The following is a 22,808-nucleotide window of genomic DNA, read 5'->3' on the forward strand; positions in this document are numbered from 1 at the left end:
GCACGGTTCGAGCGTGCGTCGACCCGGTGCGCGCGCCGCTATCCCCTCGATAGCAACACCACAAACCGGGCAGTTAGTTGTCGCTTCAGCCGCTGTGTCGGGGGTTTTATCCGCTACCCCGACATTGCCGTAATCGGTTGTCATAGGATCTGACGACCACTCACCGGACCGCTGTCGTAAGCAGCGGTCCGGAGATTTTCCAGACCCAGAGTGTCCGGTGAGCGCCGTCACTACCCACCAATAAACCGGCGTTATATAAATCTTAACAGCTATGACTGTTCTATAGAAGCAACTATAGCTTACGGGAAAGATAGCAACCGAGGAGATTTTTCCGATGAGTTGAGAGAAAGGATTAGGGAAATGGTTGAACGAGTGTCGTGGTTCGCGCCCGTAGACTACGAGATATTCCTCTTTTTCGAAGACCACGACATCGGAGCAACCGCCAAAGTAGTCGGATACAATATCGGCTACGACTCGGATTATGTAAACCGTCGGCTGCGGACACTGGAAAATGCTAGTCTCTTCGACAACACTGACGGGATCTATGAGCTGACCGATCGCGGTCGAGAGTTCCTCGCAGGCGACATCGACGAAGATGATCTCCCTGAACCGTAGTCGGATCACACATCCTCCTTTCCAGTACGAACGGCTCGAATTCCGATCCGGGAGAGAACCGGCTCAATCCACTCGGGGAGCTGGCTGATCTTCCAGCGAGAATACGCGACCTCGTCGTTGATCACGAACTCCCACGTTTGGTCGGCGTCAACGACGACGCGGCTGTCTGGGTCGTCGAAGACGAATACCGCGATCGAGCCGACGTCTGCCTCTTCTACGTCGTCGGGTTCGATCTCTGTGACGTGATTGGCCTTCCGTGGGTTCGGTGGTGCTCGCTGCATACAGGAGTCCTGACATACGGTATGGAAAAAGCAGAACCGGGCGTCATATCGGAAACGGAATGGAAACGTCTATTTTGGGGTCTTGAGACACCTGAGACGTTAGTGAACGGTGAAATATCGGAAATATCGGAAGCGCCGCTGTATGGCGATTAGCGGTATATCGGAAGCACCACGAAAGTCCAATCAAATATCAAAGATATATTATATTAGAGAGATAATATTAACTCGGATTTAGTGTAGGTTCGTACAAACAAACATTAAATCTCGACTACAGCCAAACAATGGTTAATACAAGTCCTACACGCAAGTGTATCGGCCTGTTGAATAAATATGGATTCAGTGCTGCAATACCGGTGTACTTCCATCTTTGGGGCGGAAGACCCTCTGAGTGGTTCTCAAAGCAAGTGGAAATATACTCAACTGCTCATCCTGATCTCTCTCCGGACCTCGTAACTGGAATCGAATCGGAGATTGAAGATATTCAGGTAAGACAGGCAAATCAGGATACGCTAACGTCTGAATTCCAGTCGCGCGGTTATTTTTCACACATCGAGGAGAGGGCTTCTGACTTTCTAGAATCGGCCAGCAAAGCCGAAAAGTGGGCGCTTTGGTGGGCCACTCAGCGGTTCTTAGATGAACAAGATATAGGTGGGACGATTCAATTTGATATTGAGCCCGGATCGTACGCAGCCGTCCACCGAAAGACAATTTCACTTAATCTCCAGTCTGCTTTTGAAGATCCCCCTGAAGACACTGACATCAAACAGAGTTTGGCTGAATCGGGTGTGATCTGGTCCCGGCTTGACTCAAACGCATATCCGAACACACCCAAATACCGAATTACGTTACCAGTTGCCCGAGCTGTCCTGCAACACTTCCGACCTGGAAAAATCCCTGCGACTAGCAAAGCGGGTTCTGAAGAGTACCGGGAGAAAGTTCGACAGCTTTCATATCGGACAAACAGCCGAGGAACTCTTTACTGGAGCAAAGAAGAACCGGATCAGGAGAAACAGGACATATCTGACCTTCTCAAGCAGGGTGCAGTAATGCGCCGATATTCTCCTGCTAGAAAGAATACAGGCAACCGATCCAGAAAACCTTCCAAGACAACAATCGGAGTTCCATACCAGTTGCGCGAATACTTTATGAGGGCTGCGTACAAGGCTGAAGGGCGGCATCAGGACACCACCTAACGACCACAAAAATAACGTAGTATATCAAGGCCCACTAAATCGGTACCACCGTCCTCGACCATCTCCTGTAGATCCAATCAATTCGTAGTGCTGTAACGACTGGAGATACTTTCGCCGGGTTGATTTGACCCGAGGCTCTGAAACACGTTCTTCGTACTTCGCGTATAACTTCCGTGCTGAGATCTCTTCAGCCTCTTTGATAATCTCGTAGAGGTGCCGCTGGTGCGTTCCGAGTGTGTCGACATGACGATCGTGAATCTCTTCACGTGCTTCCTCGCGGACCGGTTGGACGTTCCCGATGGTCAACTTCTGATCACCGCTTTCGATGGCGTCGCGGACCGCACGGCGAAGCAGCGTGATCGCGTGGCGAGCGTCGCCAGCCGCGATATCGGCGATTGTCTCGACGGCTTCCTCCTCGACGACGCCGGAGGCGAGCCCGGCGTCGATTCGACTCCAGAGAATATCCACGAGCCCTTCGTGATGATAGCGCTCCAGAGAAACCTTCGCCGCGCCACGGATTCGTGAAGCGACGCGGGAGTCTAGATCGGCGAAGAAGTCGTCGTCGTCAACGCAGATCAGCACGAGCGTTACGTTGGGGATCTCCCAGAGAACCTGGATCGTTTTCTCGTCTTCGAGGACGTCGACCTCGTCGACGATCCCGACGAAGTGCTCGTCGAGATCTCGGAGGCGATCAAGCATCACGGATTTCGGCGTGCCCTTCTTCCGGAGATCGTTCGCACGGCCGGCGTCGCGAACGAGCGAGTAGATCAGCGACGTCATCGAGGTCTCCGAGATACAGTTCACGTACCCCCAGCGGATCCCGAGCACTTCTTGCTCCAGCTGGCGGACGATGTACTTCGCGATCGTCGTTTTCCCGGTGCCACTCGGACCGGTGATCATCACGGTCTCTGCGCCGAGACCGTGGGCAATCGGCTTCAGTTGCGCCGAGAGGTGCTGGAGGTGGCCCTCTCTGTGGCGGAGTTCCTGGGGGACCCAGTCTTCCTTCAGAACGCGGGCATTCTGGATCACGGCTTAGGATACTAGGGTCGTGTACTTGTAGGCGAGCCGTGCGGAGTGGAAGTGGTTATCTAATGCTATTTATCAAGACGCTTGGATCGATCAGAATCATTTAACCTGTCGATCGGGTGTTTCAGTTCCTCTCTCAAGTGCCGTGTTGAATAGCGGTCTGATCGGCTAATATCACGGAGTAGAAGGACGAAGCCGAGGAAATCGATTCTGTCCATGGAAGTCGATCTCCTCGACTTCGTTGAGCAGTGTCGGCACCTAGTCAAACAAGCGTTGGGAAAGCACGCGGGCGAGCCCGCCAGCGGCGGGTTCGCCCGCTGGAAGCACGTCGTGCTACACTGTCTTCGCCTCGAAGACGGCCATAGCTACCGAGAAACGCCGAATCGGCTGAAGTACATGGCTGAGATTCGTGACGTCCTCGGCTTAGATCGAGACGATCTGCCGGACTACAGCACGATCTACAAATCGTTCGACCGGCTGAAAATGTGGGTGTGGCGGGCGCTGCTGCGCGTTTCAGCGCAGCAGCACCCGCAGTCAGGACACGCGGCACTCGATAGCACGTTTTTCGACCGTCGCTCGGCCTCGTCGTACTACCGCCAGCGGTCGGGAAGTAACGTTCAAACACTGAAAGTGACGACGCTAACCGATAGAGAGTCTCTTGCCGTCCTTGACGTACATATTTCTGCCCGGTGGAAACACGATACAAAGACTGGGCCGCAGGTCGTCCGCCGGAACGCGGACGACCTGCTATCTGTCGCCGCCGATAAAGCGTTCCACAACTGGATCACGAAATACGAGTTCTACGCACTTGGCGTCGAACCACTCATCCTCCAGCGTGGGTCGAGGCCGTTGACGCTAGGACACAACGCACTCATCCGGGCAAAAGGCTACTCTCAGCGCTGGATGGCCGAAACTTCGTATTCGACAACGAAGCGCTCGCTCGGCGATGCCGTGCGAGCGCTCGGCTGGTATCGACAGTTCCGTGAAATCGTCCTGATGTTCGCCATCTCCAACATAGAACCGCTCTGTGAGCCACTCTAACCGTGACTCAGCATCTATTCAACACGGCACTCTCAAGTTGTCTCTGGCTCGCTGGTAGATGTCTTCGAAATCATCGAAGTTAAATTCCGCTTCCTTGGCGGCTGCTGTGTTATTGATCAGTGTGTCCGAATCGAAGGTTGAACCTGTTTTAATCGGTTCTCCGCTTTCCTCAGACTTCACCATTATAAATGTATTTGAGCTAATCAATTCATTCGCCAGTATTTCTAGTGATTTCTCCAATTCACCGTCATTCATAAAAACACGAGCTTTATCGAAGGTCTCTGTGTAGTTAGTGTAGAATTCGTCTATTTCCTCCTCAAAGGTCTCTGAGTCAATTCTGTTTTCACCTGCTCTGAAAGACCATCTCCAGTACTTTTTGTATGTTTGCTCGATGTTTTGAGCCAACTCCGTATATATATTCACTTTTTTCTCCAGATAGGGTAGTGCCTTTTCCCGTTTGTGGGCTTCTTTTTCTTGAACTAGTGCTGATTGTAGGTTGTAGCGACCGGTTAGCCAAGCACTGGCCAGCCCGACACTACCAGTGACAAGAGAACCGAGTACGTATTCAGTAACCATTCTTTGGCCACTTTGAACAATGAGAGAGAGTCACTAAATGATATGTCAAAGATGGCGAAGTCGAATTCTTTCATCTACGTGTCCGTACATTGGTCTCAGATTTGACTATGCGCTGATTATTTCAACGATCTCTAAAGCGTGACCGGGCCGCCAACGGTACCGAATTCCGCCTTGATTGCTTTCTGCATACGTGCTTCTGCTGAAAATCAAACAGACAATATCTGTCACATTGGAGTGGCAGTTAAAACTGACACCACCAAATTCATGTAGACAGATTGTGAGGCTCCGTTGAGAAGCGTGGCCAGCAAAGTCATCCACCTTTTACTGCCTGTACTTTTTCTCTTCCTCATTCCATACCCGCGTCGAAAAATATGCGAGGTGGGTTTCGTTATCCTTGTCGCTTACGGGGTTGCAGCCCTGTTCATCGTCGGACAGTTTCTGAAACCATTTTTCGATCTGCTGAAGGTTGACGTGCAGAGTAAACTTGTCTCTGGAGCTATTGTTATATCAACTGTTTCTCCTCGTGTCGGCAAATATATTCTCTCCCGAGAATACGGAGTCTGGCGGATTAGGCACGCATTCAATTCCAACATCGGAGAGGAGATGGTACGTTTCCGAAGAGACCTGCGTAAGATGTATGTTACTAACACCGAGATCGCAGAAGGAACGCTTGACAAAGGAGAACTATTAGCTGATATCAAGCGTACACACTCTCAGATTCAGCGGCGACACGCTGTCGGAGAGATTCTTGTCGGAGTGGGTGTTGGGATAATTGCGCTACTTGTCGGTCAAGTTTCTTTCCTTGCAGGCGTGGGTCTAATGCTGTCCATCTATATGTTGATATTTCCCCTGTCAATGGCTCTGCGAAGCGTGGTTGTTGATACACTCGCTTTTTCAGCGGAAATGGTTGATGTCGAAAGCGAATCTGTCCAGTATCCCCCACAGCCGGCGACACTCGGATTTATGCAGGGTTGGAATCGGATGCTCCTTACAAATGAGGCGGTCATTCACAAGCTCATCCTCCTGTCATTCACTATGGGTGAGTTCGTTCTTGGGTACGAACGGGGGGAACAACTCATTGAGGAAGTGCTAACCGGGGAACTAGAATTAGAGGAAGCATTTGATAAACTCGTGAATGAAGAGCTGGGTGAAGAAACGGTAGAGTCACGATGGATCCGGCAGATGATCGAAAAGTTCCTCGGCGTATAAGGGCTTGTTCTAGCAAACCGTTCTGCTGGCTCTTACTCTTGACTTTTTATCCGGATTATAAGCTCTTAGTCAGGTCAAACGGTCTCGAAGTGATCGTACCGCTGTTCTGTCGTCGCGAGCCGGGAGTGCCGAAGCCGGTTCCTTACGTCGTAGAGTGTGTATCCGTCATAGGCGTGGAGCATTCGATAGGCGACGCTGTGGCGTAGTGTGTGGGCAGTAACGTCGTCGGTTTCGCCACGACCGACGTGAGTAAATGGACGAACGTCAGCTCGTCGAGCGGCGCGCTTCACCGCGTCGTTGATCCCCTTCCCGGTGATCCGGTCGGACTTCCGGCTCGGAAGCAGCGCGGGACTGTCGCGATCTCGTCGATCAAGGAAGACACGAAGCGTCCGAACAGTCTTAAGATCGCCTTCGGGGTCGAGACGGAGCGTCGCGGGATCAGGTGAGCCGGCGTTCGGGTAGTCCTTCTGCACGTGGCTCGGGAGTCGGATCACTCCGTCGACGAGATCGAGCATATCTCGATCGACGCCAGCGAGTTCGGCTCGACGAAGCCCAGTGTCGTAGAGCACGGTGATCAGCACGTCATCACGCGCGCCTTGGCGACCTTCGTGGGCGGCATCGCGCATCGCTTCGACCTGGTCGGGCTTCAGGAATCGAATGTTCGATTTCGTGTCTTGATGGGGTTGGGGCATAGGTAGTATATAAGCGCCGGGAGCCCGTGAGGGCTTGAATGTACGGGTCTATGTAGTAGAATCGAACATTGAGCAGAGAATACACTCTCTGCGTGTAATTTGGGGTCGAAAATATCTAGTGGTCCATTTTTAAATGGAACCATCTATGTCGATACTCTAGAAGGGGCCTGCATAGGGCTACAGAAACACCTCGTTCAATTCCGAAATACCCTCGTCCGTGACGTCGCGGACGATGTACGTTCCCTCGTCGAGTCTTTGAACGTGGATTTGCTTGTCCGCCGGAATTTCGCCGTCCTCGTCGATGACGCCATCCATCTCTAACTCGTCTTTATCGAGTGCTACGAGCGGTGTCCCGTCGTGATCACGGAGTTTTCTAAACATCGTGCGAGGAGGCGGGCCACCCGATTTGATATAAGCGTTAGGGACAGGTGAGGACTAAGATACTATCTGGTTCCTATCGGGTGACTTTTCCCGGATTACAAGATGCAACGCGTGGCCGAGAGAGCCGCATTATGTCGGTAATGGAATTCGATCCCGTGGATGCGGCGGCTACTGTCGCCACGTTCATCGGTACATCCGCTATGGCGGGCATCGCATCGTGGTCACTGTTCGACGTCTCCCTCTCAGACGTCGCCTACACCCTCGCTGGCAACGATATTACCCTTGCGACGTTGCTCACAGTCGCCGCACTCGGCGTTACTATCGCTACCAACGACAACGCCGAGCTCTCGCAGTTGCACGACCAAGCACAGAACCTCGAGGACTACTACTACTATTCGGTCGTCGGAAGTCTCGGCCTTCTAGTCGGGTGGGTCCTCGTCGGAGACGTCTCCGCGTTCGTTCAGTCTCAGGACCTGTGGGGAGTCGCCTACATCGGCCTCTCGATGACGGCACAGATGGCAATCGGGTATATGCTCTGAGGTCACGGTCACAATGGAAATACCAGAAATCAACGCGAAGAACACGGTCTACACGGTATCGGGACTCGGGGCCTCGAATTGGTTCCTGCAAAGCCAGTTCGATCTCAACCTCGTTACAGAACTTCTTGGATCCTCGCCGGAGGTAGGATACCTCGCTGTCGGCGCAGCGGGTATTCTCTCCCTCTCGGAGCTATTCGAGCTAACCGATGTGTTGGAGGATTAGAATGAGGCGAAATGCAGTCCTCGCGGCGTTGGTGACATTCGCAGCAATCGGTGGATGGCTCGCGGTCGGGCTCGGAGCGGCGACGGTGACGACCGATACAGCGAATTTCTCGGCCGTGGGCTCCGATGAGCTAGCGAACCAGACGCTTGGTGTGGACTCCGGTACGCAGTCGCTCTATGTCTCGCTCGACAATGATACCGCGAACGCGACGGAGCCCGCGAATGTAACGGTCTATGAGGTGGTGAATGGATCGGAAACGCAAGTTGATACGGTCCAGATCTCCGCGGCGTCGGGCTCGATCGAGACGTACGAGTTCGCATCTCTTGATACGCAGAACGTGTCGGAGTATCGGGTCACGGTCACTGGCAACGCTTCGGATATTGAATCGGCGGCCGTGGACATCGGCACGATTGAGAAAGTCTCGGGCGGCGGCGGACTGCTCGGAGGTTCATCAAGTTCGCTCGGGGCGGGAGGGATCGCCGCGATCGTGGTGGTTGGCTACCTGTTCCTGAAGGACTAGGATAATGACGCGACTTCATTTTTCAAAAGGAGGGTGTATAGATGCGTGAGAGACTCATAGCGCCTGTCTTTGCCTTATTCCTCATTACAGCGTCGTTGGGTGGGGCTCTCGGTCCCGCTTCGAGCGTGGACACAGCGGAAGCGTCGTCGTTGTCGTGTTCTACCTCTGCGTTACAGAATGGCCTGTACCAAATGCTTGGGTTCAACACTACGGACGCTCAGAACCTCTCTGGATATGATAGCTGTACGTGGACTAAGGAAGACTCTGAGAATATTTCTGCGACAGACGGCTATGCGCAAGCACTTGCGGTGAAAGACTCCGCAGACTCATACCTCACTACTCAAGAGAATTTCCAGCAAGACACTCGCAAAGTCGCATTTACGAAGGCCAAAATTCAGTTAGTGAATGATCTGAATAACGGGTCTTCGGAATCTCTTGCGGAGGCCAACGCGCACGCGGAGGTTGAAGAATACTATTCGCAGATTCAGTATAATGTTATCCAAGACTTCAATTCAAAAGTATTACAACTTCAATATCTCTGGACTCAGACACCTACCTCAATCAAGGTAAATGGCAATACTGACTATTTTGGTTGGGATAATACAACGGTCACGTTAGCCAATGGAACCGACATAACGGCTTACGGTGTAGCATCGACTAATGGTGATTATTCGTACGCCTTCAGAATTGGCACATCTAAAAGTATTGCAGTGCAAGATCCTGATACAGGTAATTGGGATACGATATCTGATTCCCAGCGATGGACCGACGTTGTGAATGGTTTTGGCAGTCAGTCGGACCAAGTTACCTCAAATATGGCTAATATCACCTCCGGGTACTATGACGAGTATCAGGAGGGGGATCTGACGAGTGAAGATCTAGCCCGGATTGATCCGACAACGATCGCGTCAGAGGCGGCGACTGAGTACAATTCGACAGGGTACTACTCTTACGCGGCTATCAATCTCGCAGCGATCGGCGCGGGTGGGGACTTGAACACGTCCCATACCGTAAGTGTTGGAAGTACCACCCTCAACGGGACTCTCTACTACACGGCAGACGATATCACGAGCTTCGAGACGGGCTCGACGTACGATATGGATGCTGCTAATGGAACCTTCTATATGGCAGTACAGCAGTCCGACGGATCGAAGGTCGTGAATCTGCGCAAATACGGGCAGAATATTACGATAAAGAGCGCGACGAACACGAAAACGGGAGAATCAGTCCAAACAACGGAGACACAGCAGTACGTGTATGAGTCGACGAACGCGACAGCACTACAAGAGGAATTAGACCGCCTACGAACTCTCCGTGAGGAATACGAGGAGTTAGCGACAAGCGATACAGGAGGCGGAGGTGTAGATGGCTCCTCTGGACTCGGAGCGATAGATCAGAACGTGATCGTTGTGGCGGCAGCAGTGGCGGTCGTCCTATTCCTACAACGAAGCTAGGGAAATTATGAAACCCAATTTTTTGAGAATCAAGACGGCGTTAGTTGTGGGGCTCTTGATATTGACCGTGACAGCAGGCGGCGTGGCCGCACAGGAGACGACGGCGAGCCCGACGACGGAGGAACCGACAGGAGAGACAGCGACAGTATCGCTCTCTCCAACGACTCAGATAACCGAATGGGAGTATCGCAACGGAACGTTCTTCGTGACGATCGACGCGAAGATCCCGACGCAGGTGGTAATCACGGACGCGGGGAAACTCTCGAAAGCGCTAGCGGAGGGCGGCGGCGCGGCGAGCGCGAAGGTCCGGCAAAGAACCTTGACCGTGACCCCAGGTGAAACGACCATCCAGTTTCGGGCGGAGAAGGTCGAAGGCGCGGGCGCGATCACGCTAGCGTCCTCGAATGGCGACGGGTTAGCAGTCCTCCGATCGGACGCGATCGGGACGCAGCGAGACGCGATCGAATGGGGAAGCGCGGGGATACTGATAGTCGCAGCGGCGACAGGTGCAGGCTATTGGAGCTATCGCCGGATGAAGAAGAAACTCGAAGAGAAGCGAATGGAGGTGGAGCGCGTTGTCTGACGACGGATCAGACTCAAACGATCTGTATAAGCTAGGTGCGATAGCAGCGGCGTTCTATCTGTGGTCCGGTGCGGAAATCCCGGATTGGTGGCTGCTCGCCGGTACGGGTCTCGGCGCGGCGGTAGTCGTCGGCGCGATCGCGTCGGGGAAGATCAACGACTTGCTCGATGATCCGCGCTCGAAGCGTATTGTTCAGGTGAACGCGAACGGAGAAGAACTCGCGGCGTGGAAGCTCTCGGCGGACAAGCTCGCTGAGACGCAAATTGAATGGGGGCCACTGTATCCTCACGACACGGGCTCGAAGTACGACGTTCTCGAAGCCTACGCGTACGATCCAGAGAGAAACGTCGCGGTGGGAACGTGGCGGCGGTCGATTCCGAGTTCAGAAATCGTGGGGCAACACGACGTCGAGGACGTTCTCAACGTGCTCGAAGATACCCGAGGGCGGCTCGAAGTGATGGCTCGCGAAGGGCGAGAGCTGAAGACGCAGCTCCCGAACATCGTTCGTCGAATCGACTTCGAGCGGATGGAGATGCAAAATGCTGCTCTGGACCCGAATGAAGCGATGCCCTCTGAAACACTGAGCCTCGAACAAGTGATGCGCGAAGAGCTTCCCGAAGAGCTACAGCCAGGTTCGATCAAGAACGCAGATCTGTCGACCCTTCTCGATGCAGAAAACAATCAAGAAGAGCCTTGGGAAGCCGATGCAGTGGACTTGCTGATCGATGACTCGGGCGGCGAAGCGCTCGAACCCGTCGGCGAGCCCTTGAATGATGGAGGAACGGTATGAGTGGAAGCAAGTCGATTACCTATGCGGCGGCCGAAGGTCGAGAATTCCTCCGTGGAGCGCTCGAAGGGAAGGATAACCGCTACATCCTCGAACACGCGGGATTAGTTGATGACCCGGACGTCCTTCAATTCCTGAACTACTATTGTATGGTCTACCGGCAGCGGGGGAAGAACTTCTTAGAGACTCCCGTTGGTAGCGAGGTGTTGATCCGGGCAGCGACAGTGATGACTGACCGAGCATACCGCGAAGGGAACGTCTCGCAGCTGAAAGGCGCGGTCGGGCTCACATCCTCACACGGCGACGCGGGCGACGCGCTCGCGGAGATTGCGCGACGTCTCGCCCAGGAGGGAACGATTGCGTTCATCGTTGGACCGCCTGGATCGGGAAAGACCGCGTTGATGATGGACTGCTCGCGTGCCTGGGGCGCTCGCACGGGCGGCTACATCTTCTCGAATCTGCAGTGGGGCGGCGCGGACGGGTTCATCAACAACGACGAGGCGATGTTTCGAGAGATGGCCCAGGTGAAAGGACCGACGCTCGCCGCGCTCGACGAGTTGTCCCAAGAGTTGACTGCGCGAGGAGCGAACCAGCAGAAGGCCGAGAAGTTCGGTGGCGCGCTCACACTCGTCAGGAAGCAGCAGGACGAACACGGCGAGCACGCGAAGCGGGGCTCCATACTCGGCGTCGCGCACACGAAAAAGCGACTGGCACCGATTCTGCGGCGAATGGCGACGTTGATCATCCAGAAGCCATCGAGAGCGGATCCGGGGAAGGTCGTTCTCTACGAATCAGAGGGCGGCGACGACGAGTTAGAACAAATCGGCGAGTACACAGGACTCACGGATACCCGAGAGTCCTACTCTCAACACGAAGCCTCGGAGTTCGACGTCCTCGAAGAACAGGATGACGAGGATTCCGCGGCGGAGGTGGATCCGGAGGACATCGTTCGTCGCGAACGCGTTCGATCGTACCTACTCGACTGTCAACCGTGGGACGATGATGCCGGCATATCGCAGCGCGACGCGGCTGAGAAGGCTGGATACGGGAGTTCCTGGGCGACGGATCGAAAGAAGGAATGGGAGCGTGGAGAGTGGAACGATCTCGACGACGTCCCGGAACCTGGAGAGAGCCAAACTGGATGACGGGATCGATGTCCGTTCGTTCCGTCCGCCATAGCCCCCCCGGACGGGCCTACATTTCTTTACTATGGTTCGATATCGGATTCTTTCGGCGGATTGCGAGGGGTCGAGACCGGGGTAGTTCGCTCGAAGGGGGAAAATCGAACGACAACCCCTGGAAAAGACCAGCTGGGTCAAAGGTCAACGATGAATAGAAGCCAGAAAGCAGCGCGGTACGGTGCGCTTGCCGAACAATGGGCCTTTGAGCGGTATGGGCTCGACGTCGATCACACGAGCTGGAACGACGCCCGCGACGGCGACAGGAGACCGTGGGATGTGAAAGCTTGCTTACTGTCGCGACGAGCTGCACGCTTTCGACTGTGGGAAGAGCAGCACCGGCGACTTCGCCGAGAAGATGGTGGATACGTGTTCGTCGGCTACGTGCTTAACGGGCGAGGAATACGGGTTCGTCGCTCGCGGACCATTCGAGCGCGGGAGCTGTCGGTGTCATTCTATGGAGCAGGAGCGCACCAGAAAGGGAAGCAAGTAAAAATAAAACCATCAGACATATTCTGAATTATCATACAACGACCTGATTCAAGGTTGAATTACATCTTTCAACAGATAGATTGGATACAAGGTGTCTCCTTCTGAGAACCCCCACTCTCGATCTTGAGTAACTTCTTGTGTCATTTTTCGGTACTTGGTATGCAAGTTCCGTTCTGTGAATTGGCCGAGTAAAACCTCGTTCGGTTCAGCCGCGTCAGCAATTTTTGAGGCCAAATTCATTGTTAGGCCAATCAGCTCAAAATTGTCGTTCCCGTCGGGGACTATTTCAGGATTACCGGAATCTAATCCGATAGTAACCTCGACTTCGGAATATCCGTTATCAGATAATGCCCCACTCAATAGGTCAGATACAAGATTCTTGATTCGAAGGGCACACAACGCAGCGTTATCGTGCTTTCCCGTAGTATTTGGAGAAGGAAAGAAGGCATAGATTCCGTCACCCTCTTTTTTTAGATAGTACCCGTTATGCTTCCGGACTACATCCACTACTAGGTATTCAAATGCGGCAAGGATACGATAATATAGATCACTATCGTATCTGGCAGCCATTTTCGTTGAGCCAACTAGATCGGCTTTCAGTATTACAAATGGATGGATTTCATCTTGACTTTCTGCATATTGTTTGAGAAAGCCCGTATCCGTTGATGAAGGTGCTATGAGTCCATTTTTATCAAATATTGTATATAAACTATTATATATTTCGGTGCAGTATTCCTGCCAGTCATCAATTTGGTCAGGAGAATAGTAGATTGGAAGGCCCTCTGCTTGTTCTTCCCACATTTCAGCTAGCACATCTTCAGGGATGAATGTGTTCTCAAAAGTGTCAATCCAACCCTTTTGTTCACCATCGTCTACCCGGTCATAGCGTTCCGGATTCGGTTTCATCACCTGACCGACACGGACCCCATCCTCATCCTCTTCAAGAACTTCGGAATCCTCAACTACAAGATCCATTCGAAACTGAATATCTTCTTTTATATCAGACGTTGGTCTCTTTTCGTCCTTATCCATCTCAAGTGACAAACACGAGGTACCAATCGAACTTTATTATTTCCCCCTTCCTAACAGTTGACTAATGGCTAGTGACAATAGAATAGAATTGCTCAGTCAAACCACGAATCACTTCAACCGATACATTCTCCAAGCGGATAAGAAGGCTGCAATTGTTATTTCTGGACACCTTGCATTCATTGGTCTTCTGATAAACTCTACTCTCTGGAGCGAACGAGTTTGTATCCTCTATGGTGTTATTGGATTAAGCCTGCTAAGTATCGGGAGTGGGATATACACGGTCTTTCCCCGGTTTGTGGATCATAATCGAGAGAATGCAAACCTTGGAAATTTGAATTGGCGGGTCGCTTCACAAGGGGATTATGCGGAATCAGTACTTGATGAAGACATTGAGAGAGGTGTCGAGAGCTTGGCAGCAAGTAACGAAGCACTGGCAAGTGTACTAAGAAGGAAATATCGGTGGCTGAGAGTGTCGCTAGTTGCTTCGGGTGGAACAATTCTAATTGCTTGTCTCTCCCTGGTCTAGTCCGCTTGCACGATCATTCACATCTGGGTTGAGATCGTGGTCCATATTGCGAGGGTGGGCGGAGTCTTTTGGACTTGTGGCCTTAGCCACACCTGCTAAGGAACGATCGGCCTCCCCCCGGCCGATCGTCCTCGCCGTCGATCTCGTCGAGTCGTCGCGATCGCGGTCAAGGTCACACGAAAATCAGTCCCGAACCGGGGAATCTGTCGTTCGAGCGCCGAAAACAGAGGTATAGAACAGTGATGCCTCTATCGACCGACCGCATTACTCGGTGACTTCGTTGATCACCTTCTGACGTCGCGCGTCTGCGAGGTCGTCGAGCCGCCGGCCGTACCGATCACGAGCGAGCTGGTCCGCATCCTCGTACCAGTCCGGCTTACTCGGTTCGTGCGTCGTCTTCGCTGCTCCAGGTCTCCACGATTCGAGGTTCGGAATGCGACGGTGTTCCCCGTCGATCGTCGTCACCTCCAGGGCGAAGCGGCGGATCGATCGGTAGCGTTCCCGGGCGGCCAACTTGATCGATCGAATCACGTCCGCCAAATCCTCGCGATCCTCCGGCCGATACCCGACTTCGAGCGTCTGCTTGAATTTCCCCTCCGAGATGCTGACGTTGTATCGCTGCTTGACCTGCGACCACTTCGATCGCGTCCGGTCTTCGACGACGTCGGCGGCGTTCATCACCGCGTGCTCGACGCTCTCGCGGAACTGCGATTCCGCGGCCCGAACGCGTTCGATCAGCATTTGCTCCTTGTGCTTGGAGTCGATACTGAGCCCGTCGTAGGCGTCGCGAACGACGTCTTCACACCGATTCACGAACCGGCGCACGGTTCGGTACGAGTAGCCGGTTCGATCGGCGAGTTCCTCGCGCGTCGGTGTCCCGCCATCGGAGACGAGTGAATCAATCAAGTCGCGGTCGGATTCGAGAGTGTTCCCCCAGAGCTTCATTACGACGTGCTCCTGTTCGTCCTCGACGTCGGGAAGCGGACAGTCGACGAGCTTCACCGACCGGTACGACTCCGAACCGGCGTCGAAATACTCGTCGGACTTGAACGTCTTGCCGTCCGCTCGGATGGGAAGGTCCGCCCAGTCGAGATAGTTGTAGAGCGTCGCATCCAGCTCCCGTACCGCTTGGTCAAGGTCACTCCATCGAAGCGTCTCGTCGGTCTGCTTCGTCTGGTAGGCGACTTCGAGTTTCGGGTGGTACAGAGCGTCTCCGGGTTCGTAGAACGACGGATCTTGCGGGTAGTAGTGCTTGATTTCCTTCCCGAGCGTCTGTCCGGGAATGATATCCCGGGCTCTTTCGTCGTCGACGGTCGTGGTCACGTAGTAGCCGGGAATCTTCGTGTGATCCTCGACGTGCTTTCGGTATCCTTGCTGGCCGGCTTCGAGAACTGCGTGGGTGCGGGCGATCGGGCCATCTGCAGCGTACAGCGGGCTTGATCGCGAGCGACGTACGCGGACGTAGCGCGCGACGTCGACGACGTTACTCATCTCGTGCGGATCCTCGAAATACCGATACGAGACGCCAAACGCCGCCATCGCCGTTTTCACGAGGTCAAGGTATCGGGAGTGCTCGATATTCGACGCTTGCACCTGCACGTCGATGTACGGCTTTCCGAGGTCGGGAACGCCCTGAATCTTCTTGCCGTCCATCGTCATCTCGGGCCACCGAGGGCGTATCGTCATCGTTCCTCCGCGGATCCGGCTCGATTGATCCGCGGGTTCACCATCGTATAGACCGTCCTTCGCGACGAAATACAGTCTGAACAGGGGGACGGATTCCATCCGGTAACTCTCGTGGTTCCACGGATCGACGGGTTGTTGATCGTAGTCGGCGGCGAGCGCCCAGCTCTGTCCGAGGAAGTTCATCGTCTCTTTCGGCTTCCCTTCCGTCTGCCAGTCGTCATATTGCACCCGGATTACCGAGTTGAGTGCGTAGTACGGGTCTAACCCGTCCTCGTCGAAAATAAAGTGAATATCTGCCTCGTGGGACTGCGGGTCGACGAACTTCCCCGCGGTCATAGCAGCACCACCCCGACGCCGTAATCGCCGACAATCGCGAATGCCGGCCGGTTCATCGATTCCCTCCATCCGCGCGAGCGGTGCGCTGACGGCCGGCGGATCGATGCGTCCGATGATGTTCCTCGTGCTTTTCGGAGTCCAGCAGCGAGACGTTCGACGGACGGTTATCCCACCGAATCCGGTTCCCGTGATGGACGTGGTACTCCCCGTCGGAAAAGACGAGATACGGGTCCGCGCCGTCTGAAATACAGAGCAGTTGGTGAACGTAGACGTACCGCTCTTTCCGATCGGCGGGGTCCCACGCGCGCCAGCGTTCGTAGCCGTCGCTGCGGGTCTCGAAGCGGGCGGCAGACGTCACGGCCGCTCACCACCGAGGGAGTCGGTGATTGTCTGAGAGGAGAGCCCGCACCAGAGACACGAACGGGTATGCGGAGCCCGGCCGTCAGGAACGAACTCGTGTTCGTCGTCGGGACAAGCGTCGTCGAGGTGCGGCCGGTCGGGTAGATCACCGCGGGCGAGGCGACGGATCCGCTCGGCGACGAGACGGCGGTGGCAGTATTCGTCGTCGGCTTCGTAGCAGACAAGCCATACTGGGCCTTCGCGAGCGTCGTCGACGAGTTGGCGAAGGACCCGACGCGGACCGGGCTTCGAGAGGTACTCGTGAAACTGAGCCTCGAAGTCGACGGAACGCCACGCGATCGCTTCCGGGTTGGCCTCGCCGGCGTCGCGGGCAGCCGCTTCGACCGTCTTGTACGCTTCGAGAAGTTCTTCGGGCGGCGCGAGCGCCGAGACGTTCCGATCAACGACGTCGTCGATCCACTCGGCGGGACGCCGGACGATCCCGAAGATTCGAGCGTTCTGTGTGACCTTGACCTTCTCGTGAGTGAGCGCCGAGAAGTACGTGGTCTCGACGCTCACTCGGACCACCTCCCGGCGATATTCCCGTGACGTCCGGGGGACTCTTGCGGGTCGGGCGTTCGGACGTCGCGCCCGGCGGCGGACCCTTGCTGAATCCGAACTGCGGTATCACACTCTCGGCATCGGTGAACGTTCCCGTCTTGGTCGCCGTAGACACGGCGGAAGTCGTGGGTGACGTGGGCGCCGCAATGGCGGCACCGGTTGTCGTCGGACTCCCGGGAGAGGTTCATCAAGGGCGACACCTCCCGTCATCGAGAGCGGGACAGCGCTGTTCCTCTTCCTCGATCAGGCAACCGCAGAACTCACAGATGAGCTGGCCGCGAGCTTCAAGGCTCAAAACGACCACCTCCTTCGGGGACGGCGCGGGGATCGCGCCAGATCCTGGCGAACTTCGTGTCCTTCGTGGTTTTGTTACACCAGTCGCTCAGTGAAGAATGCCGAGCGAGGTGCTCTCCAGCGAGGAATCGAAGCCTTCGTGAGAAGGCCAGAAGTGAGTGGACTCGCGGGGATTTGAACCCCGGGCCTCTTCCTTGCGAAGGAAGCGATCTACCCCTGATCTACGAGCCCGCATTACGTTCGAAGACAGCGGATCATTTGTACCTTCTGTTTCGCTCGCCGCGCGAGACGCGCTATCACACCACCGAAAGAGACGTCACGGCGGTGACGCCGACGCCTTAGCGCCGTCACCCGGTGCAGTCGTGAGACCGCGCGGGCCGGAAGGGGGGCGTCGTGCAGTCGGACGCAGTCCGACCGTCCTCAGTCTTCGAGGACGATCTCGATGCTGACGTCGTTGGGCACCTGAATCCGCATCAGCTGCCGGAGCGCGCGTTCGTCGGCGTCGATGTCGATGAGACGCTTGTGGACGCGCATCTCCCAGTGCTCCCAGGTAGCGGTCCCCTCACCGTCCGGGGACTTCCGTGCGGGCACTTCGAGCGTCTTCGTCGGCAGCGGGATCGGTCCGCTGAGGTTGACCCCCGTCTTGCTCGCGATCTCGCGAACGTCGTCGCAGATGTCGTCGAGGTCGTCCGGGCTGGTCCCGGCGAGGCGGACGCGTGCCTGCTGCATCTATCGCTCGTTGACCTCGAGGACCTTGCCAGCCGCGATGGTCTGACCCATGTCACGGACTGCGAAGGACCCGAGTTCCGGGATCTCGCCCGACGGCTCGATGCTGAGCGGCTTCTGCGGTCGCACGGTCACGACAGCAGCGTCGCCGGACTGGATGAAGTCGGGGTTCTCTTCTGCGACCTCGCCCGAGGCGGGGTCGAGCTTCTGATCGATCGATTCGATCGTACACGCGACCTGTGCCGTGTGGGCGTGGAAGACCGGCGTGTAACCCGCGGTGATGACCGAGGGGTGCTGCATCACGACGATCTGGGCCTTGAAGGTCTCGGCGACCGACGGCGGGTCGTCTGCGGGACCACAGACGTCACCGCGACGGATGTCGTCCTTGCCGATGCCGCGGACGTTGAACCCGACGTTGTCACCGGGGCCGGCCTGCGGCACTTCTTCGTGGTGCATCTCGACGGTCTTGACTTCGCCGCCGACGTCCGACGGCTGGAAGGAGACGTTGTCGCCGGGGCTGATGGTACCCGTCTCGACACGTCCGACCGGGACCGTACCGATGCCCGAAATCGTGTAGACGTCCTGGATCGGCAGGCGCAGCGGCGCGTCTGTCGGCGGCTGCGGCTCCGGCAGGTTGTTCAGCGCTTCCAGCAGGGTGGGGCCGTCGTACCACGACGTGTTCTCCGACGCCTCGGCGACGTTGTCGCCCTCGAACGCGGAGATCGGGATGTACAGCGCGTCGTCGGAGTTGAACTGGACCTGCTTGAGGAGCTGGTTGACCTCCTCTTGGACCTCCTTGTAGGAGTCCTCGCTGTAGTCGACGAGGTCCATCTTGTTGACGCCGATGATGAGCTCGTTGATGCCCAGGGTGCGGGCGAGGAAGACGTGCTCACGGGTCTGCGGCGCGACGCCGTCGTCTGCGGCGACGACGAGGACCGCGTTGTCTGCCTGGGACGCGCCCGTGATCATGTTCTTCACGAAGTCGCGGTGGCCCGGACAGTCGACGATGGTGAAGTAGTACTCGTCGGTGTCGAATTCCTGGTGGGCGATGTCGATGGTGACACCACGCTCGCGCTCTTCGGCGAGGTTGTCCATCACGTAGGCGAACTCGAATCCGCCTTTACCCTTCTCTTCGGCTTCCTCTCGGTGCTGCTCGATTACGTGCTCGGGGACGGATCCTGTCTCGAACAGGAGTCGCCCGACCAGCGTACTCTTACCGTGGTCGACGTGGCCAATGATGGCCAGGTTCTGGTGCGGTTTGTCACTCATAGGTGGGTCACGCGCTAAGGCGCTCTGTACCGACGACTTTGGCCAGAAAGCCCTAAAACCATTTCGATACGTAGACGGCCGAAACGCCGGAGTATCGCGGTTTGTGGGAGCATCTACCACGGCATTTCGAGCGACCCCGAGGTGGTCCGACCCCCCGTTATTCGAGTCGTCCGACGTCGCCGAGCACCGCCGAAGCGGTCTCGGGACCGCCCGCACCGCGGCCGCTGAGGTTCAGTTGCCCGGCGTGCGTCGTCTCCAGTTGCACGATGTTCCGCGTGCCCGTCACCGCGAGCGCGGCGTTCTGCGGGACCAGGCGCGGGCCCACGCGGATGCCATCGCGCGTCGCCTCACCGACGAGGCGGATCGTCCGTCCGTCCTCGGCGGCGAGTTCGAGCGCGCTGCCCGGTACGTTCGTGATACCCTCGACGTCGGCGTCCGAGAGCGTGAACTCCCGTTCGCCCTCCGAGAGGACGTTCGCGAGGATGACGCACTTCAGCGCGGCGTCGGTCCCCTCGACGTCGAACGTCGGGTCCGCCTCGGCGACGCCGAGGTCCTGGGCCTCCGCGAGGACGTGCTCGTAGTCGATGCCCTCGGCGGCCATCCGCGAGAGGATGAAGTTCGCCGTCCCGTTGAGGATGCCGCGCGCGGCGGTGACGTGCGATGGCGAGAGGTCCTCGACCGTCGAGACGATCGGAATCGCGCCGCCGACGGTCGCCTCGAATCGGACCTGTCCCGCGCTGTTTCGCTCCAGGTCGCGGACGTCGCCGTAGCGTTCGGCGACCGGACCTTTGTTCGCGAGCACGACGTGACGGTCGCGCTCCAGTGCGGTCTGCAGGTGCGAGAAGCCCGGTTCGGCGTCGCCGAGCGTCGTCGGCGTCGCCTCGACGAGGACGTCGTAGTCGGCGTGCAACGCGTCGTCGGGGTCGGCGTCGCCGACGGTTCCCTCGTCGGCCTTGCGGTCGAGGGCCGCAGCCGCGTCGATCCCGGAATCGTCGCCGGCGACGGCCGCCGACGAGGAGTCTGCGAAGGCGACGACGGTGTGGCCGTACTCCGCGGCGAGGTCGACGACGGAACCGCCGACCGCGCCCGCGCCAACGACGGCGAGTCGCTTTCCGTCGCTCATGCCGCACCTCCCGTGAGGGGTTCGACGACGTGCAGTTCTTTCTCCTCGGCGATGTCGGAGACCATCTCCAATGCCTCGGCGGTCGCGCCGGCGCGCGTCGCTATCCGGAGGCGCGCGCTCGACGTATCGGTCCGGCCCTCGGGTGCGTTCAGCGAGAAGTCCGCGATCGAGGCCGCGGGGCACTGTTCGATCCGGCGGAGCGTATCCGAGAGGTCCGTATCGACCAAGTGGCCGACGAGCAGCACGACGACCTCCTCGGCGTAGTGTTCGGCGCCCGCCTGCACCACGTTGACGCCCCCGTCGCGGAGCGCCGAGACGATGGCGTCGAAGCGGTCCGGCGTGGCCTCGACGTCGACTTCGACCGGGATGCGGCCGCGCGGCGTGACGTTCCCGCGCTCGTGGAAGATCGACAGGAGGTTCCCGCCGTTGTCGGAGATGGGCTCCAGCGCGGCGAGAAGCTGTCCCGGCTGGTCGGGGAGTTCGAGCCGGATCGTGTGCGGCTGTGGCTGTCCGTCGGCGCCGGTGTCGACGTCCGAATCGCCGCGCGAACCACACGACTGCGACCGGGTCCGGTCGTCGGATTCGGCGTCGGTTTCGGACTCGGAGTTCAGCGCAGACGTCATAGACAGATCACTCCCGAGAGGTTCAGTTCCTCACGAGCCGATGTGCGGTGAGAGACGGCACAACGGTCCGGTCTCGCATCGACGGCTCGGGATCGTGAGGTCGTTCCCGTACGCATACTCCAAGGTCAACCCCCGGACCGATATAAGCCTTCGTCGATGGCACGCATTGCCGGCGTCCCAACCCGGCGCACGATACGCGAGGCGGGGGAGCAGACGGGAGCCCCGAAGAGAATATCAGGCCGCTCGCGGCAGCGACAGCGTCACCGTCGTCGCGTCGTCGGTCTCGGTGAACGACAGCGACCCGCCGTGGGTGTCTGCGACCGTCTTCGCGACCCAGAGTCCGAGCCCGCTGCCGTGCGTCAACTGGGTGATGTCCACGTCCCCCGCGACGACTTTTCGCTCGTGTTCGGGGATGCCCGATCCGTGATCGGTGACCGAAAGCTCGACCACGTCGGGAAGGATGCGAACCGACCCTTCGACCGGTGAGCCGCCGTGTTCGGCGGCGTTTTCGAGCAGTTCGTCGAGCGCCGTCCGGAGCCCGTCACTGGCGCGCACAGTCCCGTCGAGGTCGTCGGGCGCGTCGAACGCGAAGTCGGTCTCGGTGAATCGGTCCCGGGCGTGTGCGACGGCGTCTTCGAACACGGCCGTCGGATCGGTCGCGTCGTACTCCTCGGGACCGCGGTCGCGCTCCCGCGTGATCGTCTTCGCGCCGTCGGCGAGGCTCCCGACGGTGTCGGCGCTGCGCTTTAAGACGGCCGCAGACTGCCGGATCTGGTCGTCGTCCGGGACGGTGGCGACGATATCGGCGTGCCCCGTGAGCACCTGCGCCTCGTTGCGGAGGTTGTGTCGAAGCACGCGGTTCAGCACCGCCGTCCGCCGCCGCTCGCGGGCGAGTTGTTCCGCACGCACCCGGCGGGCGTCGTAGACGCCGATGATGACGTGTGCCGCCGCGCCGATCGCCAGCAGATTGCCGACGGTGAACATCGACGGCGCGATTCCGCCGGACAGTCGGTTCTGCGCGTACGCGTGTGCGATCATCACGCTCCCGAGGACGACGACGCCGAGGAGGTTCCAGACCGCGATGCGGGCCGCGTTGCGGTCGCTGAACCCGCTGACGTACAGGAGGCCGCCGATGGCGATCAGGCCGATCGAGACGAGCGTTCCGACGACGCCGAGCACGACCGCCAGCGGGCCGCCGCCGTCCAAAAGCGGGAACAGATTCGGCACGAGCAACCCGAGCCCAGTGAGCGAGACGACAGCGCTGGCGGCGACGCGCACCGCCGACGGTCCGGTCGGCGCGGCCGCCTCGGGTGGTGATCCGAACCCGAGTTGATCGATCAGGGTGAGAAGTCGCGTTCGCATAGATCGTTCGAAGGAAGACCAACGGCTGTTTGAAAGTACTGGCCCGGCTATCGGGCGGGAGAATCGGAGCAGAACGCGATC

At 57.3% G+C, this 22,808-nt stretch carries 28 protein-coding genes and 1 tRNA gene; 13 read left to right on the forward strand and 16 right to left on the reverse strand.

Annotated elements, in window-relative coordinates; genetic code table 11:
- Window positions 1–210 precede the first annotated feature (210 nt).
- Window positions 211–615 carry a winged helix-turn-helix domain-containing protein gene (locus NO362_RS01900; protein WP_256545916.1) on the forward strand — a complete coding sequence of 135 codons (405 nt, stop codon included), beginning with the start codon at window positions 211–213 and terminating at the stop codon, window positions 613–615.
- A gap of 5 nt (window positions 616–620) precedes the next feature.
- On the opposite strand, the gene NO362_RS01905 is transcribed toward NO362_RS01900, so the two are convergent.
- A complete protein-coding gene (locus NO362_RS01905) occupies window positions 621–896 on the reverse strand; it encodes a hypothetical protein (RefSeq protein WP_256545917.1) in 276 nt (91 codons plus the stop codon).
- Between the two features lie 281 nt (window positions 897–1,177).
- Between NO362_RS01905 and NO362_RS01910 the strand changes: the two genes are divergently transcribed.
- Window positions 1,178–2,089: a hypothetical protein gene (locus NO362_RS01910; RefSeq protein ID WP_256545918.1), complete on the forward strand. Its 912-nt coding sequence runs from the start codon at window positions 1,178–1,180 to the stop codon at window positions 2,087–2,089.
- Window positions 2,090–2,113: 24 nt separating this feature from the next.
- Here NO362_RS01910 and NO362_RS01915 read toward each other — a convergent pair whose 3' ends face one another.
- Complete coding sequence (locus NO362_RS01915) at window positions 2,114–3,118, reverse strand: Cdc6/Cdc18 family protein (RefSeq protein ID WP_256545919.1); 1,005 nt, start codon at window positions 3,116–3,118, stop codon at window positions 2,114–2,116.
- Between the two features lie 213 nt (window positions 3,119–3,331).
- Between NO362_RS01915 and NO362_RS01920 the strand changes: the two genes are divergently transcribed.
- Window positions 3,332–4,156, forward strand: a complete 825-nt coding sequence (locus tag NO362_RS01920; RefSeq protein ID WP_256545920.1) for an IS5 family transposase — start codon at window positions 3,332–3,334, stop codon at window positions 4,154–4,156.
- An 18-nt stretch (window positions 4,157–4,174) separates the two neighbouring features.
- Here the strand turns inward: NO362_RS01920 and NO362_RS01925 are convergent, their stop codons facing one another.
- Window positions 4,175–4,732, reverse strand: coding sequence for a hypothetical protein (locus tag NO362_RS01925; RefSeq protein WP_256545921.1), 558 nt, complete (start codon window positions 4,730–4,732; stop codon window positions 4,175–4,177).
- A 297-nt stretch (window positions 4,733–5,029) separates the two neighbouring features.
- Here NO362_RS01925 and NO362_RS01930 point away from each other — a divergent pair, with 297 nt between their 5' ends.
- Window positions 5,030–5,941, forward strand: coding sequence for a hypothetical protein (locus NO362_RS01930; RefSeq protein WP_256545922.1), 912 nt, complete (start codon window positions 5,030–5,032; stop codon window positions 5,939–5,941).
- A 74-nt stretch (window positions 5,942–6,015) separates the two neighbouring features.
- Here NO362_RS01930 and NO362_RS01935 read toward each other — a convergent pair whose 3' ends face one another.
- Both NO362_RS01935 and NO362_RS01940 read right to left on the reverse strand, forming a co-directional pair.
- A complete protein-coding gene (locus NO362_RS01935; protein ID WP_256545923.1) occupies window positions 6,016–6,633 on the reverse strand; it encodes a tyrosine-type recombinase/integrase in 618 nt (205 codons plus the stop codon).
- A gap of 177 nt (window positions 6,634–6,810) precedes the next feature.
- Window positions 6,811–7,014 carry a DUF8053 family protein gene (locus NO362_RS01940; RefSeq protein ID WP_256545924.1) on the reverse strand — a complete coding sequence of 68 codons (204 nt, stop codon included), beginning with the start codon at window positions 7,012–7,014 and terminating at the stop codon, window positions 6,811–6,813.
- 131 nt (window positions 7,015–7,145) lie between these two features.
- Between NO362_RS01940 and NO362_RS01945 the strand changes: the two genes are divergently transcribed.
- The 8 genes from NO362_RS01945 to NO362_RS14685 all read left to right on the forward strand — a co-directional run bounded on the left by NO362_RS01945 (window position 7,146) and on the right by NO362_RS14685 (window position 12,817).
- Complete coding sequence (locus NO362_RS01945) at window positions 7,146–7,553, forward strand: DUF8023 family protein (RefSeq protein WP_256545925.1); 408 nt, start codon at window positions 7,146–7,148, stop codon at window positions 7,551–7,553.
- Between the two features lie 13 nt (window positions 7,554–7,566).
- Window positions 7,567–7,776: a hypothetical protein gene (locus NO362_RS01950; RefSeq protein WP_256545926.1), complete on the forward strand. Its 210-nt coding sequence runs from the start codon at window positions 7,567–7,569 to the stop codon at window positions 7,774–7,776.
- Window positions 7,760–8,296: a hypothetical protein gene (locus NO362_RS01955; protein ID WP_256545928.1), complete on the forward strand. Its 537-nt coding sequence runs from the start codon at window positions 7,760–7,762 to the stop codon at window positions 8,294–8,296. Before NO362_RS01950 ends, NO362_RS01955 begins: the two co-directional genes overlap by 17 nt.
- Before the next feature lie 191 nt (window positions 8,297–8,487).
- Window positions 8,488–9,750: an Env/VP5 family phage fusion protein gene (locus NO362_RS01960; protein ID WP_256545929.1), complete on the forward strand. Its 1,263-nt coding sequence runs from the start codon at window positions 8,488–8,490 to the stop codon at window positions 9,748–9,750.
- A gap of 46 nt (window positions 9,751–9,796) precedes the next feature.
- The gene (locus NO362_RS01965; protein WP_256545931.1) at window positions 9,797–10,333 is read left to right on the forward strand and encodes a DUF8063 family protein; all 537 of its coding nucleotides are present in this window, start codon (window positions 9,797–9,799) and stop codon (window positions 10,331–10,333) included.
- On the forward strand, window positions 10,326–11,123 hold the full coding sequence (locus NO362_RS01970) for a DUF8125 domain-containing protein (RefSeq protein ID WP_256545932.1): 798 nt from the start codon (window positions 10,326–10,328) through the stop codon (window positions 11,121–11,123). The genes NO362_RS01965 and NO362_RS01970 overlap by 8 nt, the downstream gene beginning before the upstream one ends.
- On the forward strand, window positions 11,120–12,265 hold the full coding sequence (locus tag NO362_RS01975) for an ATP-binding protein (protein WP_256545933.1): 1,146 nt from the start codon (window positions 11,120–11,122) through the stop codon (window positions 12,263–12,265). Before NO362_RS01970 ends, NO362_RS01975 begins: the two co-directional genes overlap by 4 nt.
- 183 nt (window positions 12,266–12,448) lie before the next feature.
- The gene (locus NO362_RS14685) at window positions 12,449–12,817 is read left to right on the forward strand and encodes a PD-(D/E)XK family putative nuclease (RefSeq protein ID WP_500683718.1); all 369 of its coding nucleotides are present in this window, start codon (window positions 12,449–12,451) and stop codon (window positions 12,815–12,817) included.
- Window positions 12,818–12,838: 21 nt separating this feature from the next.
- Here the strand turns inward: NO362_RS14685 and NO362_RS01980 are convergent, their stop codons facing one another.
- A complete protein-coding gene (locus NO362_RS01980) occupies window positions 12,839–13,822 on the reverse strand; it encodes an adenylate/guanylate cyclase domain-containing protein (RefSeq protein WP_256545934.1) in 984 nt (327 codons plus the stop codon).
- A gap of 64 nt (window positions 13,823–13,886) precedes the next feature.
- On the opposite strand from NO362_RS01980, the gene NO362_RS01985 reads away from it, so the two are divergent.
- Window positions 13,887–14,348 carry a Pycsar system effector family protein gene (locus NO362_RS01985; RefSeq protein ID WP_256545935.1) on the forward strand — a complete coding sequence of 154 codons (462 nt, stop codon included), beginning with the start codon at window positions 13,887–13,889 and terminating at the stop codon, window positions 14,346–14,348.
- Window positions 14,349–14,612: 264 nt separating this feature from the next.
- Here NO362_RS01985 and NO362_RS01990 read toward each other — a convergent pair whose 3' ends face one another.
- From NO362_RS01990 to NO362_RS02035, 10 genes are all read right to left on the reverse strand, one after another.
- Window positions 14,613–16,370 carry a DUF7845 domain-containing protein gene (locus NO362_RS01990; RefSeq protein ID WP_256545936.1) on the reverse strand — a complete coding sequence of 586 codons (1,758 nt, stop codon included), beginning with the start codon at window positions 16,368–16,370 and terminating at the stop codon, window positions 14,613–14,615.
- Between the two features lie 52 nt (window positions 16,371–16,422).
- Window positions 16,423–16,728 (reverse strand): hypothetical protein, encoded by a 306-nt coding sequence (locus NO362_RS01995; RefSeq protein ID WP_256545937.1) that lies wholly within the window; start codon window positions 16,726–16,728, stop codon window positions 16,423–16,425.
- Window positions 16,725–17,288: a DUF488 domain-containing protein gene (locus tag NO362_RS02000; protein ID WP_256545938.1), complete on the reverse strand. Its 564-nt coding sequence runs from the start codon at window positions 17,286–17,288 to the stop codon at window positions 16,725–16,727. Before NO362_RS02000 ends, NO362_RS01995 begins: the two co-directional genes overlap by 4 nt.
- Window positions 17,285–17,518, reverse strand: coding sequence for a DUF7563 family protein (locus tag NO362_RS02005; protein ID WP_256545939.1), 234 nt, complete (start codon window positions 17,516–17,518; stop codon window positions 17,285–17,287). Before NO362_RS02005 ends, NO362_RS02000 begins: the two co-directional genes overlap by 4 nt.
- A 265-nt stretch (window positions 17,519–17,783) precedes the next feature.
- A tRNA-Ala gene (locus NO362_RS02010) sits at window positions 17,784–17,855 on the reverse strand.
- A 189-nt stretch (window positions 17,856–18,044) separates the two neighbouring features.
- Entirely contained in the window at window positions 18,045–18,353 is a 309-nt protein-coding gene (gene rpsJ, locus NO362_RS02015; protein ID WP_121568522.1) for a 30S ribosomal protein S10, read from the reverse strand.
- A complete protein-coding gene (tuf, locus tag NO362_RS02020; RefSeq protein ID WP_121568523.1) occupies window positions 18,354–19,619 on the reverse strand; it encodes a translation elongation factor EF-1 subunit alpha in 1,266 nt (421 codons plus the stop codon). It lies immediately after the preceding gene.
- Between the two features lie 157 nt (window positions 19,620–19,776).
- Complete coding sequence (locus NO362_RS02025) at window positions 19,777–20,742, reverse strand: homoserine dehydrogenase (RefSeq protein ID WP_256288779.1); 966 nt, start codon at window positions 20,740–20,742, stop codon at window positions 19,777–19,779.
- Window positions 20,739–21,365, reverse strand: a complete 627-nt coding sequence (locus NO362_RS02030; RefSeq protein ID WP_256288775.1) for an amino acid-binding protein — start codon at window positions 21,363–21,365, stop codon at window positions 20,739–20,741. The genes NO362_RS02025 and NO362_RS02030 overlap by 4 nt, the downstream gene beginning before the upstream one ends.
- Window positions 21,366–21,599: 234 nt before the next feature.
- Window positions 21,600–22,727, reverse strand: coding sequence for a sensor histidine kinase (locus NO362_RS02035; protein ID WP_256545940.1), 1,128 nt, complete (start codon window positions 22,725–22,727; stop codon window positions 21,600–21,602).
- Between the last annotated feature and the right edge of the window lie 81 nt (window positions 22,728–22,808).

The organism is Halobellus inordinatus (assembly GCF_024498335.1).
GTDB lineage: Archaea > Halobacteriota > Halobacteria > Halobacteriales > Haloferacaceae > Haloquadratum > Haloquadratum inordinatus.

Bases quoted from the DNA above. Each gene is read 5' to 3' on its own strand.
- NO362_RS01990 (WP_256545936.1), bottom strand. From the start codon at position 16,370: ATGACCGCGGGGAAGTTCGTCGACCCGCAGTCCCACGAGGCAGATATT.
- NO362_RS01975 (WP_256545933.1), top strand. From the start codon at position 11,120: ATGAGTGGAAGCAAGTCGATTACCTATGCGGCGGCCGAAGGTCGAGAA.
- NO362_RS01910 (WP_256545918.1), top strand. From the start codon at position 1,178: ATGGTTAATACAAGTCCTACACGCAAGTGTATCGGCCTGTTGAATAAA.
- NO362_RS02030 (WP_256288775.1), bottom strand. From the start codon at position 21,365: ATGACGTCTGCGCTGAACTCCGAGTCCGAAACCGACGCCGAATCCGAC.
- NO362_RS02035 (WP_256545940.1), bottom strand. From the start codon at position 22,727: ATGCGAACGCGACTTCTCACCCTGATCGATCAACTCGGGTTCGGATCA.
- NO362_RS01920 (WP_256545920.1), top strand. From the start codon at position 3,332: ATGGAAGTCGATCTCCTCGACTTCGTTGAGCAGTGTCGGCACCTAGTC.
- NO362_RS01925 (WP_256545921.1), bottom strand. From the start codon at position 4,732: ATGGTTACTGAATACGTACTCGGTTCTCTTGTCACTGGTAGTGTCGGG.
- NO362_RS01905 (WP_256545917.1), bottom strand. From the start codon at position 896: ATGCAGCGAGCACCACCGAACCCACGGAAGGCCAATCACGTCACAGAG.
- NO362_RS01980 (WP_256545934.1), bottom strand. From the start codon at position 13,822: ATGGATAAGGACGAAAAGAGACCAACGTCTGATATAAAAGAAGATATT.
- NO362_RS14685 (WP_500683718.1), top strand. From the start codon at position 12,449: ATGAATAGAAGCCAGAAAGCAGCGCGGTACGGTGCGCTTGCCGAACAA.
- rpsJ (WP_121568522.1), bottom strand. From the start codon at position 18,353: ATGCAGCAGGCACGCGTCCGCCTCGCCGGGACCAGCCCGGACGACCTC.
- NO362_RS01985 (WP_256545935.1), top strand. From the start codon at position 13,887: ATGGCTAGTGACAATAGAATAGAATTGCTCAGTCAAACCACGAATCAC.
- NO362_RS02005 (WP_256545939.1), bottom strand. From the start codon at position 17,518: ATGAACCTCTCCCGGGAGTCCGACGACAACCGGTGCCGCCATTGCGGC.
- tuf (WP_121568523.1), bottom strand. From the start codon at position 19,619: ATGAGTGACAAACCGCACCAGAACCTGGCCATCATTGGCCACGTCGAC.
- NO362_RS01960 (WP_256545929.1), top strand. From the start codon at position 8,488: ATGCTTGGGTTCAACACTACGGACGCTCAGAACCTCTCTGGATATGAT.
- NO362_RS02025 (WP_256288779.1), bottom strand. From the start codon at position 20,742: ATGAGCGACGGAAAGCGACTCGCCGTCGTTGGCGCGGGCGCGGTCGGC.
- NO362_RS01935 (WP_256545923.1), bottom strand. From the start codon at position 6,633: ATGCCCCAACCCCATCAAGACACGAAATCGAACATTCGATTCCTGAAG.
- NO362_RS01955 (WP_256545928.1), top strand. From the start codon at position 7,760: ATGTGTTGGAGGATTAGAATGAGGCGAAATGCAGTCCTCGCGGCGTTG.
- NO362_RS01940 (WP_256545924.1), bottom strand. From the start codon at position 7,014: ATGTTTAGAAAACTCCGTGATCACGACGGGACACCGCTCGTAGCACTC.
- NO362_RS01945 (WP_256545925.1), top strand. From the start codon at position 7,146: ATGTCGGTAATGGAATTCGATCCCGTGGATGCGGCGGCTACTGTCGCC.
- NO362_RS01950 (WP_256545926.1), top strand. From the start codon at position 7,567: ATGGAAATACCAGAAATCAACGCGAAGAACACGGTCTACACGGTATCG.